Origin of the sequence: Collinsella sp. AF23-4AC, from assembly GCF_003462685.1 — a bacterium.
Classification (GTDB): Bacteria; Actinomycetota; Coriobacteriia; order Coriobacteriales; family Coriobacteriaceae; genus Collinsella.
In genome coordinates, this window is the sequence record NZ_QRVE01000003.1 from 104,915 (window position 1) to 118,312 (window position 13,398).

The 13,398-nt window shown below is 59.7% G+C and carries 7 protein-coding genes and 1 tRNA gene; 5 read left to right on the forward strand and 3 right to left on the reverse strand.

The genetic code is table 11. The features are described from left to right. Positions 1-26 precede the first annotated feature (26 nt). Positions 27-992 (forward strand): D-alanine--D-alanine ligase, encoded by a 966-nt coding sequence (locus DWY05_RS03515; RefSeq protein WP_117820629.1) that lies wholly within the window; start codon positions 27-29, stop codon positions 990-992. Next, positions 986-3,880 carry a helicase C-terminal domain-containing protein gene (locus DWY05_RS03520; protein ID WP_117820628.1) on the forward strand — a complete coding sequence of 965 codons (2,895 nt, stop codon included), beginning with the start codon at positions 986-988 and terminating at the stop codon, positions 3,878-3,880. The genes DWY05_RS03515 and DWY05_RS03520 overlap by 7 nt, the downstream gene beginning before the upstream one ends. Here DWY05_RS03520 and DWY05_RS03525 read toward each other — a convergent pair. Further along, the gene (locus tag DWY05_RS03525) at positions 3,877-4,794 is read right to left on the reverse strand and encodes a YafY family protein (RefSeq protein WP_117820627.1); all 918 of its coding nucleotides are present in this window, start codon (positions 4,792-4,794) and stop codon (positions 3,877-3,879) included. The two genes, DWY05_RS03520 and DWY05_RS03525, sit on opposite strands and share 4 nt — an antisense overlap. Continuing rightward, positions 4,781-5,803 (reverse strand): YafY family protein, encoded by a 1,023-nt coding sequence (locus DWY05_RS03530; protein WP_117647825.1) that lies wholly within the window; start codon positions 5,801-5,803, stop codon positions 4,781-4,783. Before DWY05_RS03530 ends, DWY05_RS03525 begins: the two co-directional genes overlap by 14 nt. 198 nt (positions 5,804-6,001) lie before the next feature. Between DWY05_RS03530 and DWY05_RS03535 the strand changes: the two genes are divergently transcribed. Both DWY05_RS03535 and DWY05_RS03540 read left to right on the forward strand, forming a co-directional pair. Then, the gene (locus DWY05_RS03535) at positions 6,002-9,199 is read left to right on the forward strand and encodes a hypothetical protein (protein WP_117820626.1); all 3,198 of its coding nucleotides are present in this window, start codon (positions 6,002-6,004) and stop codon (positions 9,197-9,199) included. A 21-nt stretch (positions 9,200-9,220) separates the two neighbouring features. Beyond that, entirely contained in the window at positions 9,221-9,439 is a 219-nt protein-coding gene (locus DWY05_RS03540; protein ID WP_022094153.1) for a hypothetical protein, read from the forward strand. A gap of 66 nt (positions 9,440-9,505) precedes the next feature. On the opposite strand, the gene DWY05_RS03545 is transcribed toward DWY05_RS03540, so the two are convergent. Beyond that, positions 9,506-12,937, reverse strand: a complete 3,432-nt coding sequence (locus DWY05_RS03545; RefSeq protein WP_117820625.1) for a SpaA isopeptide-forming pilin-related protein — start codon at positions 12,935-12,937, stop codon at positions 9,506-9,508. Between the two features lie 297 nt (positions 12,938-13,234). Between DWY05_RS03545 and DWY05_RS03550 the strand changes: the two genes are divergently transcribed. Continuing rightward, positions 13,235-13,309, forward strand: a tRNA-Gly gene (locus tag DWY05_RS03550). Positions 13,310-13,398 lie beyond the last annotated feature (89 nt).

The window sequence follows — 13,398 nt, forward strand, 5'->3', positions numbered from 1 at the left end:
AGAAATTATAGAGGAGGAGTCTGCCCATGCCGGGTAAAAGCCTAGAGAACATGCACGTAGCGGTCTTGGCGGGCGGTCATTCCGCTGAGCGCGAGATCTCGCTCAATTCGGGAAAGAACGTCGTGGTGGCACTGAAGGAAGCCGGCTACACCTCGGTGGAGCTGCTCGACACGGCTGCCGATGACTTTATGGTAACCATGGCGACCGGCGGTTTCGACGTGGCATTTATCGCCATGCACGGCGCCGGCGGTGAGGATGGCGCCATGCAGGGCGCCATGGAGACCCTGGGTATCCCCTACACGGCCTCGGGCGTGCTTGCCAGCGCCTGCGGTGCCGACAAGGAGGTCTCTAAGCTCCTGTACGCCAAGGCGGGCATTCCCATTGCCCCCGGCATCGCGCTCGAGGTGGGCGATGAAGTCGATATCGATCATATCGTCGAGGTTTGTGGCGAGCGCTGCTTTGTGAAGCCGGCCGTCAACGGTTCCAGCTATGGCATTTCCCTGGTCCATGAGCCCTCCGAGCTACCCGCGGCAATCGCCAAGGCGTTTGAGTACGGCGACAAAGTGCTGGTCGAGAAGTGCATCGAGGGTACCGAGATCACCGTTGGCGTATACGGCGAGGATGACGTGCGCGCCCTGCCGATTGTCGAGATCCGTAAGCCCGAGGACTGCGAGTTCTACGATCTGGACGTGAAATATGTCGACCCTACGGACATCCATCGCATTCCGGCGCAGATTTCACCCGAGAACTACGCTCGTGCCCAGGAGCTTGCCTGTGCCGCTCACAAGGCGCTCGGTTGCCTGGGTATCTCGCGCAGCGATTTTATCGTGAGCGAAGACGGCCCCGTTATCCTCGAGACCAATACCATTCCCGGTATGACCGATACGTCGCTGTATCCGGATGAGATCCGCCACACCGACGACATGACGTTCCCGCAGGTCTGTGACAGCCTGATCCGTATGGGTCTTCGTCGAGCGGGCATTGCATGCTAATCGAGGACGCGGTTTCGTCAGGAACGCCGCAGTTTGTCATCGACTCCTATGCCACGCTTGCCGAACGCGCCAAAACGCAGTCCTTCGGCCTTATCGAGGAAGATGTGATTGTCCTCGATACCGAGACCACGGGTCTTTCGGTGCAGGACAATGAGCTGATCGAGATCTCGGCGGCCCGTCTTTCGGGCCGCGAGGTCGTCGACCGCTTCGATACCTTCGTGCATCCCAAACAGCTGATTCCCGCCGAGATTACCGAGCTCACGAGCATTACAAATGCCGATGTGGCAGATGCTCCGTCGGCCGTTGAGGCCGTCGCCGCTCTCGCCGATTTTGTCGGTGGTTGCCCGGTGATCGCACATAACGCCACGTTCGACCGCTCGTTTATCGAGTCGGTCAAAGGCGGCGTCAACGTGAGCGATATTTGGATCGATTCGCTGGCGCTGTCGCGCATCGCGCTTCCGCGCCTGGCCTCGCACAAGCTGTCTTTTATGGCCGATCTGTTTGGCTGCGACTCGGTATCACACCGTGCCAATGCCGACGTCGACGCCCTGTGTGGCGTATGGCGCGTGTTGCTCGTGGCGCTCACCGACTTGCCCCAGGGCCTCATGGCGCGCCTAGCCGACATGCATCCGGACGTGCCTTGGTCCTATCGTCCTATCTTCTCATTCTTGGCAAGGCAGAACCCTGGTTCTATCTTCTCTCTCAGCGCCGCTCGTGCTGACGTTCTCAAGGCCGATCGCGCCGACGATCGGGTGGACGCCGATGAGCTGCCGGTTCTCAAGATGCCGAGTCGTGAGGAGATCGAGGCAGACTATGCGCCAGGTGGCCTTGTCAATCGCATGTATCCCACCTACGAGCCGCGTGATGAGCAGATCGCGATGGCGCTCGAGGTCCGCGATGCGCTGGTCACGGGCACTCATCGAGTAATTGAGGCAGGCACGGGCGTCGGCAAATCGATGGCCTATCTGGTGCCTTTTGCCGAGGCAGCACGCCGTAACAACATCACGGTAGGTATTGCGACCAAATCGAACAATCTTGCCGACCAGCTCATGTACCATGAGCTGCCAAAACTTGCCGAGCAACTGGACGGTGGTCTGTCATTTTGCGCTCTCAAGGGGTATGACCACTATCCGTGCCTGCGCAAGCTCGAGCGCATGAGCCGCGGCCAGGTCGAGATTACCACCAAGCGCGATCCGGCGGACACGCTCACGGCGGTCGCGGTCATTATGGCGTACGTCTGCCAATCAGCCGATGGCGACCTCGACTCGCTCGGCATTCGGTGGCGCAGTGTCAACCGTCCCGACTTTACGACGGCCTCGCGCGAGTGTGCTCGTCGCCTCTGCCCGTTTTTCCCTGATAAATGTTTGGTCCACGGCGCTCGCCGTCGTGCGGCGCATGCCGATGTGGTGGTCACCAACCATTCCCTGCTGTTCCGCAACGTCGCGGCCGAGGGCAGGATTTTGCCTCCGATTCGTCATTGGGTAATCGACGAGGCCCATTCCATCGAGCGCGAGGCGCGCTGTCAGTGGGCGCGTGTGGTGTCGGCGGACGAATCGCGCGTTCTGTTTGAGCGTCTGGGTGGCTCGAGCACCGGCGCGCTAAGCCAGGTTTCCCGTGATTTGGCAACCTCCGAGGGCTCTACGCTCTATCTGGGCCTTACTGCCAAGGCGACGTCGACGGTTGCGCGCGCGAGAATGGCGATCGCCGGCGTGTTCGATGGCGTTCGCGAGCTCGGCCGCCGTGCGCGTGGGGGTTATGACAATGCCAATCTATGGATTGGCCCCGAGCTGCGCGAATCTGACGACTGGCATGATTTCTTACAGTCGGCCTACACTGGCATCGACGCATTGGAACAAGCTGACAAGAGCGTCGACGCGCTGGTGCAAGCCGTCGCCGCCGACAAGCCAGAGGTTGTTGTCGACCTGGGTGATATCTCGCGCCGCCTGCACGAGCTGGCCGAGAACCTAAAACTCATCATTGATGGTACCGATGAACACTACGTGTATTCGCTGCAGGTCAATCGCAGGCTGCGTGCCGGCGGAGAGTCAATGACCGCAGAGCGCATCGACATTGGCGAGGCCTTGGCAACCGAGTGGCTGCCCGAGGTTCACACGGCTATCTTTGCCTCGGCGACCATGACGGTGTCCAAAAGCTTTGAGCACTTTAACCATGCGGTCGGCCTTGATCGCATCGGTGCTTCAACGTCGTCATCGCTGCACTTGGATTCGAGCTACGACTTCGATTCGAACATGGCTGTAGTCGTTGCGGGCGATATCCCCGATCCGCGCGATCGTGAGAGCTATCTTACGGCGCTCGAGCGCGTACTGGTCGACGCCCATCTTGCCATGGGCGGATCGGTGCTCACGTTGTTCACCAATCGGCGCGACATGGAGGACCTATACGCCCGCGTTGAGCCCAAGATGGCCCGTGCGGGTCTGGAGCTCAACTGCCAGCAGCGCAACTCATCTCCTCGTCGCCTGCGCGACCGGTTTATCAACGAACCGACCTCGTCGCTTTTTGCGCTCAAGGCCTTCTGGGAGGGGTTTGATGCCAGCGGCGAGACGCTGCGCTGCGTCATCATTCCCAAGTTGCCGTTCTCGAGCCCCACGGACCCGCTCTCGTGCGAGCGCAACCTGCGCGAAGACCGCGCATGGGCGCGCTATTCGCTGCCCGAGGCGGTGCTCGAGGTTAAGCAGGCCGCGGGGCGTTTGATTCGCTCGTCGACCGATAGCGGCGTGCTGATCTTGGCGGATCCTCGCCTGGTGACGAAGGGCTATGGCAAGAAGTTCTTAACGTCGCTGCCCACGAGCTCCTACCAGCGCATCGAATCGGCGCAGATCGGGCACTATCTACAGCTGTGGCGCGCACGCCACGAGCGGCGGCGCTAAAGCGGACAGACGAGAGTTTTTGCCATATCGCACAGACGCTTTGACAGGGTGGGGTCATCCAAGATGCGGATGGCTCCGCCCGCTGCGATTATCTGGCTCAGTAGCCAACGCTCGGAGCCGTAATGCACGGTTACCGTTGCCATGTCTGCCCCGCTGCGCTCGATGAGGGTGATGCCGGCCCAGTCCAGATGCTCCGCCATATCGAATGGCATCAAGAGCTTTGCGCTACGCTGCGTCCGGGCAAGGGAATCGTGGAGGGATGCGACGTCCGGTGCGTGAGGCACGACGGAGTCTTCCGTCAAGGCGAGTCCCTCGATTTTATCCATGCGATAGGTGCGCTGCTCATCGACCGCGATGTCCCAGGCAATCAGATATGTTTGGTCGCCGTTTGCCGTAATGCGCAAGGGGTCGACCAGACGCTCGCGTGGCCGCGCATCGTCCATCGAGCGATACGAGATACGACAGCGAACGCCGTCCTGAATGGCGCAGCTCAGCTGCTGCCAGTGCGACCCGTGGTTGACGGTGTCAAAGACGTGCTGGTTATAGCCGAGCTCTTCGGGTAGAAGAGCATGTCGAATTCGAGCCGCCGCCTGGGGCTCGATCCCCAACGATTCAAGTTCGTGGTTGAGCACAGCGCCCTCGGCGGCACTCAGGCGCAGCGGTAGTACACGCCCGGCGTCACCGGTGAGGACCACGCGCTCGCCGTGGCATTCGCAGATGATACGCGCACCCGATTCTCGGTCCGCGAGCGTCGAGACGATCTCGAGAATCTCGTCGAGCGACGCCCCCGTGATGTCAAAGCGACTGCAAATCTCGGTTCGTGTCATGCCGCTCTCGCCGGCGGCGTAGAGGGCCTCCATGATGTCGATGGCGCGCGAGAGCCTCTGCTCGCTGGTGAGTTTACGCACGGGCATGCTCGTGCACCGTCCTTTCAATGAGGTGGTTCCACGCCTGCTTGAGCGATTTGGGGGCCATGGGCCTCATGCCGTCCATGGCGTGGGCCATGCAAAATGAGGCGGCGGCTTCAAGATCGCGCACGTCAACGGTCCAAGTCCATCCCGAATCGGTGTGTGCGAGCTCACCTCGCCCGCGCGTGAGGCCGTTGATCATATCGATCTGCGTCTGCGGGGCGAACGAGAACGTAGCCGCAACGGGCGGGCGGTCGGCAAAATCGAATTCAAAGAACAGGTAGTCGTTGAGATTGAAGTCTGCAGGGATGGCGTAGGCCTTCGAAGGACGCCAAGCGCGAACGATACGGTCGCAGCGGAATGTCCTGATGTCGTCGGTGGCATTGTCGAGGCCGCAGAAGTACGCAACGCCCTCGCGCTCGAACATGCCGTAGACGCAGACGGTACGCTCTTTCTGCTCACCGCGTCCGTTCTGATATAAAAATCGCAGTGCGCATCGCTCGGCAAAGGCGCTCCATACCGCATCGACGGTGGGAGAGCGGCGGATCGGTGCTTCGTCCGCCGTCGTCCTGCCGGTGAGGTAGGCAATCTTGGAACGAATATCGGCAAGCGGCGCGGCAAAAGTGGATGAGCCGGCCGCTATTGTCTGGTCGATAGCGTTGAGCAGGATATCGGCGTCGTCTGCGGTGATGAGGCCGCCTGCCGCAAACGTGTGCTCGCGGTCGATTGTCCATGAGCTTTCCTCGGTCTCCTGCGCGCCGGCGGGGCGAACCTCCTTGATTAAGATGCCGCGTTCGAGCAGTTTGTCACGATCGCGCCGAAACTTGCGCTTATCCGAGTCGATATTGCCCGAGCCATATCCCAGGTCAGAATCCAAGACGATCTGCTCGGTCGTCAGCGGTTCGGGGGAGCTGTTGAGCACAAAGAAAAGATTGAGGATGCGCTGAGCCGTTTTATCGAAACTGGGCTCCGAATTCCCCTTTTTAATTGTCGCGGTCGCGTCGCTTGCCGTCATAGAGTCCTCGCATGAGAAGGTGGTTTGCTGCCATGATTTTAGTCCGATATGGAGATTAGGCTATATCCTTGTCCGCTCGGGGCGTTAAGATGGCCCGAATTCGGTCGTTTGCGCTCGCTCGGGGTATACTTTCGACTATATACGGTTCTAATGTGCATGCATTGGGCCTATTTGTCGGATTATGGATGTGGAGCGCACATGGCGAACACCCAGAACTATATTAACCACCTGCTGCAGAACACCGGCATTACGCCGGCATGCAGCGAAGAAGAGCGCTTGGCTGCCGAGGATATCGCTCAGATCTTCCGCAACCACGGCTTTGATCCCGAGGTTCAGGAGTTCAATGCCCCGGCGCCCAGCAGGTTGGCATTTGCCGTTACCGGTATTCTTGCGTTTGCCGGCGCCCTGCTGATGGGCATCGGCGGCGGCATCGGCTTGGTCGGCACCTTGCTGGCCATTGTCGGTGCCGTTCTTTACGTGCTCGAGCGCACGGGCCATCCCGTGGTTTCGCGCCTGGGCAAGACGGGCGTGAGCCAAAATGTCATCGCCTACCACAAGGCCTCGGGCCCGCTCGCGTCTCCGCGCAACCGCCCGGTGGTCGTTGTCGCACACTACGACTCTCCCCGTGCTGAGCTGCTCGCCCGCGAGCCCTATGCTTCGTATCGTGCGCTCATCGCCAAGCTGTTGCCCGTTGCCACGGTTGCCCCTGCTGCCGTTGCCATCTTGCGTATCCTGCCGCTCCCCGGCGCGCTCAAGGTTCTGCTGTGGATTGTCGCGATCCTCGCTTCCCTCGTTGCGCTCGCCAACGCGGCAAACATCATTTCTAACCGTTTTGTGCTTCCCTATACGTCCGGCGCAGTGTGCAACAAGTCTTCTGTCGCCGCTATGCTCGGCGTTATGGACAACGTTGCTCCCTTCCAGGGCGAAAACGAGTTTCCCGACGATGTTCCGTTCGATACCTATTTTGGGGAGCAGAAGCGTCGTGCCGAGGAGATGGCGCGCGCAGCAGCGGAGTATGCCGCGGCCCAACAGCAAAACGACTACGGCAACACCATCGAGTATGAAGAGCCTACCTACGCCGAGGACGAGTTCGGTCAGCCGATTGCTCCCGACGCTCAGACCGAGCCCGAACAGGGCGAGGCTTTCGACGAGCAGATCGAGGGCTTTGAGGGTGCGTCTGCCGACGAGACGCTGATTGGCGCCATCGTGCCCGAGGATCAGAATCAGGCTGTCCAGGCCGAAGAGTTCAATGACGAGGTTTCCGCTGCCGAGCCGGCGGAGGAGCCTGTCGCGGCCGAGCCCGAGCCCAAGCTCTATCGCAATGCCGCCGGCAACATCCGCTTTGGTTCGGATGCCATCCGTGCGCTCGGGATGCTTCCCGAGTCCTGCACGCTCGATTACGAGGAGGGCGAGGAGCCGACGTTTGAGCCCGAGCCTGCCCCCGTCGTGACTGCACCTGCGCCCGCCGTCACCGTGGATGATGAGTCTGCCGCGGTTACCGCTGCCGTTGCCGAGCCCGAGGCGGTGTCCGCGATCGATCCCGCGGCAGGACTGGACATTTTGGCCCCCGCCGCGCCGGCGCAAGACGTTGCGGACGAGCCTGACGACGATTACGTTGAACAGCCGAGGCGCGTGTCTTACGAGAGCGATACTGATTTTTCGGCCGAGATTTCCGCGGCAACGCCCCATGCCGATATTGCATCCGCGTTCTCTTCGATTGGCGCCAGTGCTTCCAACTTCCTTAAGGGTGCGCTTGCAAAGGGCAAGAAATTTGTCGACGATTTCGAGGAGAAGCGCGCTGCCGCACGCGAGGCTGCCGAGCAGGAGGCTATCGCTCAGCAGCAGGCAGCCGAGGCGGCACGTGAGCGCGCGGCGCAAGAGCTCGAGCAGAACGAGGCTATGCAGTCCGTGCCCGTCGACGCTGCCGAAGCTACAACGTCCTTTGAGTCCCAGCAACCGGCGTCCACGGATGTTGTTGAGGCGACGACGTCTTTCGAGGCTCAGCAGCACGTCGATAGCACCATGTCGTTTGATGCCGCGCAGTTCGATTCCACGATAACGTTTGAAAAGCAAGGCACCGCGATTGCCGAGCCCCTTCCTGTTTCCGATGAGCAGGGCGACGCGGCAGACGATGACGAGCCCATTGATGCTGCCGAAATTCAGGATGCTGCCGAGGACGAGTCCGTCGAGGTCAACTCTGACGAAGAGCAATACGCGGCAGCCGATCAAGGTGATTCGGCCGAGGTCGAGCAGGAGGAGGTGCCTGCGGTTTCCGAGACTCCCGAGACGGATGAGTCGAGGCCTTACTCCACGCAGATTTTCACCATGCCGACCCCGAGTGGTTCCGGTGCCACGGTTGCCAATGTCGCTCCCACCCAGGACGAAACGGTCGATTCCCTTATGGCCCAGATTTCCTCCCAAGCATCGCCGCGTCCGCAGATGAATGTTCCCGATCCGGCGTCGGCACCGTCGCCTGCACCCTCCTCGTCTCCGCTGGCTTCGGTCCCCGATCCGTCGCTGCCGTCGATGAAGCAGACAAACGTTGCGTCTCGCACGTCGCTGTTCGACCTTCCCGATCCCTCCGCACAGGTCAACGACCCCTTTGCTACCGCCCAGGGTCCCGAACCCACATCGGCACCCGTTGCGCCTCCTATGCCCGTTGCGTCGGGCGCACAGCCGATCGAGACCATTTCGGCTCCCGCCCCTGCGGCACCCAAGTCTCGCAAGCGCGGCCTGGGCGGCCTGTTCGGTCGTAAAAAGAAAAACGAACAGGACAGCATGAGTGACTGGCTGGGCGTCGAAGACGATTACGATGCCAAGAAGTCCGGTCGCGGCATCGGTTCGTGGGATAATTTCGAGGACGATAACGATGGCTGGAAGGGCGGCGCTACGTCTTCCGACGGCGCTTCTTCCGAAGATATGCTCTCGGCTGTCGCCTCTATGGGCGACGATGAGCTGCTCGGTCACGATATCTGGTTTGTGGCAACGGGCGCCTCGGATTGTGATGGCGCCGGTATGAAGGCCTTCTTGGCTTCGCATCGCGATAAGCTCCGCGGCGTCTTCTTCATCAATCTTGAATCCGTCGGCGCCGGTAGGCTTTCGGTGGTGACGGTTGAGGGCGAACAGCAGCTGCTCAAGGGCGATCGCCGCATCATGAACCTGGTCAGCAAGGTGTGCAAGTCGTTCCATGTCGATTGTGGCGCGCTCGAGATGCCCTATGCCAAGACCGATGCCTACGCCGCGCTCGAGGCGAGCCGCCGAGCCCTCACCATCGCCGGCGTGGACGGCACGCGTCTGGCTTGCGCTCGTACCGAGGACGACCTGCCCCACAATGTCAACCCGACGAACATTGCCACGGTATCCGAGGTCGTGACCGAGGTTATCCGCCGTTCGTAGACGGAGCTCTAAGGAGTCAACGTGTTTTCGTATATTAAGCGCCATTGGCCTGTCTACGTGATTTTGACCTTGATTGCCATTGCGTTGGGGTTTGGAGCCGCCTATATCGTGGGCGCGAAGGGCTCGACCCCCGCCTCCGCAATCAGCGAAGAGGTGGAGCAAGAACAGAGCACGGGTGCCGATGGGATTCCTGAGTCCGAGCAGGCAATCGTTGATGGTGGATCTTCGTCTGCAGAGTAGATACGGCGATTTAAATGATTGAAAGCGGGCGAGCCGGGGGACTGGCTCGCCCGCTTTTTTATCGCGCTAGCGCTTCTTTGGGATCGACCTAAGGCGAGCGAACCATAAGGCTGCGGCACCCGAGGTCAGAAGCGCGGTGATGCAGGCGGCGATGGGAACTGATCCTGTTGCCGGTAGGTCTTGCGGTAGGGTACAGCGTTGAATGACACGGTCCTCGTCATGTGACTCAAGTTTATCGCCGCCGCCGTTGCGGCAAAGATCGACGCGCGCGCTGTTGGTGAGTGCGGTTTGGGGCGTATAAGCCGACGTTGCCTGCATGTGCACGGCTGCGCCCCGAGCGTCTGTGCCAAGGATTGCTTTGGCATCGTCAAGGTCGTCGTGCTCATCTTTGAGATCATCACGGGTCCAAGAATCCACATCGCTTCGAGTCGTAAAGTCGGCGGCTACTGCACCGTATTCAATGCGAATGCCCGTTACGACGGTATTGGATGCAAGGTCAAGTTCTTTCACCTCGAGTGTGGTGGATTCCGTGGTCGGGACATCCGCCTTCCAGAGGTGCCAGCCGTCGTAATCGACGAGGCGGCAATCCTCACCCAAGCTTTCTATTACTTCGTCGGACTCAAGCCAAGGATTTTCGTGCCCATCGTCAAGTGTCGCGTTTGCCGGCTCATCGACGTCTGTCGAGTCCAACGGCGCCGTGCGATACCACACGTTGCACAGACCGCTGAGGTCGCCGATGGCGACGGGGGTTTCGATTGAGACGAATCTCGCCGTATCGTCCTCGGCACACTCAAGATCATCGGTAATTGTGAACTCATCAACCCAGGTAGCTGAATCATTTCGAGCGTCGATGGTATAGGAGAAAAGTCCGTCCGTATTGGTTTGCGTCGCGGCGCGATTTTTACCATCGCCGTTGGCCAGCAGACCCTTCCCGATAGGTTGGACAAGTTCCTGACGCTTGTCGACCTGTCCTTTGATCTCGATGGGCGCATCCTTCATCGCGACGGATTGGACTTCTCCCGTATCCTTTATTTCAAACGTTATCTCCTCGGCAAGGTCATAGGTCCGCGGCGACATCATTTCGCGCAACGAGTAGGTGCCGGGTGCAAGATGTTCGACGCGGTGCGGCTTGTCGGATGAGGTCCAGGAGTCTATTTCGGTTTTATCGGGACCATATAAGGTGAGCTGTGCGCCTTTCACTTCCTGCTCTCCGCTTGCATCGACCTTGGAGATGTCAACCTTGGTGTAATCGTTGGATACGTTAAGCCGTGCCTCCACAACGGGTGTTTTCTGGTCGGCATAAGTCAGGTCGACGATATGGTGCGTCCGGTCGAGTAAGAAGCCGGTCGGCGCTTGAGTCTCGACAACCTCGTAGCGTGCGGTGCCAGATCCCAGCGGGAGGTCGTCCGCGCGTGCTTCTCCAGTTTCATCCGTCGTGACGGTAGCGACAGTCTCACCGTCGAGCGCGGCAATGCTACCGTCGGGGCGCACGATATCACCTGAGGCACGGATCTCAAAGATGGCGCCCGCGAGGCTGCTGCCGTCTACGGCATCGGTTTTAACGATCCTGATGTTTCCGGTCGCGGCGCGGTCATAATACGAGACGATTGCAACGGGCGTTAGGTTTATATCGGCGGGTATGTTTACCTCGATCTCTTCACCGACAAGATAGGGCTCTTTGGCCGAGGTTTCGCGTACATAATAGGTGCCCGGCACGAGCGATTCGGGCAGTGTGACGGTGCCGGTCGCGTCAGTCGTAAAGGTGTCCATTACATTATGTGCTGGATACCAGCATGTTTGTGAGACAGGTTTGTGATTGCTGTCGAGGAGTTGGAAGGTGAATCCGGCTAGCGGAACAGAAGCGCCTGTTTGGGCATCGCGTTTTACAATCTGGAGATGCGTCGACAGAGCGTGGTTGTCCACGATATATTGAAGCTCGGCGCCGTCGGAAATCTGATTGGCCCCGACGGTCCATTCCCCTGCACGTTTAAAACCCTCGGGGACGGTTTCCGGAACCTCGCGAACGGTGTAGCCGGCGCGGTCGTATGGGATGGCTCCGTGGACACCGGCGGGTCGCTTGCCTGCGCCGAACCATGCTTCTGACTGATCTTTGGTGGAGGCAAAGCCATAGATGTTTGTGGTCAGTGTGCCAACAACCTGCTGAGAGCTGTTGCTGACAACCTCAAAGACAACACCTCCTGCCGGCTGCTCCAGGCCGGATTGATCGCTATTGCCGTAGTCCTTGAATTTGGAAATCTCAAGGTCAAACGCAATGGGGATATCGGAAACGCGAGATTCGATCTCGACCACGCCTGAATCACCGAGCTGGTCGGCTCCAACGGTATAGGACCAGCTGTCGTTGGCTGGCAGGTAGCCCTCGGGGGCTTTTGACTCATAGATGGTAAAGGTTCCTAGGGGGACATCGGTGAGGGTAGCTCGACCGCTTTCATCGGTTGTGAGGGTTTGCGCCCATCCGGGGGTGGATTGCGACACGCACGTGAACTCTGCTCCCGCAAGTGAAGCTCCAGCCTGGGGTCCGGCATCCGTCGCGGCATCGAGTTTTACGATACACAGGTTGATGGTGCCGGGCTGTTCTTCAATGGCGACCTGTCCACCGTCATTCCCCGTGGTAAAGGCGATGCGATCACGACGGGGGACATAGCCGGCCGGCGCCTTCGTTTCAACTAGGTAGTATGCCGTATTGGGCAGAAGTGCTGCCTGCGCTCGACCGTTGCTGTCCATCTGGATGGTGCCGACACGCGCGCCGCTGGCGCTCTCAAAAACATCGAATGTTGCCCCGTCAAACTGATAAGTATTGTTTCCGCTGGTAATGGCAGCGTTTGCAGACTGCTTTTGGAAGGAAACAGAGACCGCCGGCAGTACATAGAGCATGTCTTGACGTTTGCTGCCGCCCGATACGGCTCCTAGATAGCGCCGCGCGCGGTGCGGAGCGGCTTTGATGCTTCCTGATTTTGCGCTGTCGTGGAGCCATCGCGCAGCCGCCACGACTTCATTGTCGGCGGTAAAGTGTCCACTCTTGGTTTTGCCCTGAGCGGTCGTGTAGGAGTAGGTGCCGTCGACATGGGTAGTGCCGTTGAGCATCCATACGGCAAGCTGGGTGGCGGCGCGGGCGCGATCTGGTGAAAGATGGTAACCGCCAAACGACGTGGCGGTAGGATATCCGTGACAAACGATTGCCGCGAACTCGTCGTCGAGCCACACCCAGCCTTGATCAAAGTTGAGCCATGGGCCGCCCGGCTTGGTGGGGCCGGGGCGCTCCTGGTTCATGCAGTAGGCAATCGAGGCGTCTTGAGCTTCATACTTGCCGATGAAGAAGGGCCCACAATCATCGCTAATAGTGCGGAAGCCGAGCTGGTCGTAGCCATCGACGGCAAATGCGGCTCCCGGTGCCAGGCAGCCGAAAAGCAGGAAGAGGAGCAGGAGCAGCGGACCTGTTGTGATTGCGCTGTGGACAGAGTGCGTGGGTGCGTTGGACATGGCTGCTCCTTATCCCTCGTGCGCCGCACGGGGAGGCTGCGACGCGTAGGATGAGGCTACCCCCGAGGTTCATGCGGGTAAGTACCGGAGCCTGACCAAAAGCTTGCCCAATTCCTGACAAATTGAGCTCAAATACAACAATCAAGCAAAAGCGCAGGTAGAAGATAGGGAGAACAGGAGGTCAAAGGTCCTCATCTCCACAATTGACGCGATTTTCAAACGAATCTCCACAGTTAAAACAAGCATCACCACCCTTGTATCGAACAAGAAAACCGCGTTATACTAGCCAACACACAAGCGGGCATCGCCAAGTGGTAAGGCATCAGCTTCCCAAGCTGACACTCGCGGGTTCGAGTCCCGTTGCCCGCTCCAGTTAAGAGCACAAGCACGGCACCATCACGGTGCCGTGCTTTTTTCAATAAAGTGCTGGGATTCGAACCCGACAGGGTGCGAGCGTTAAT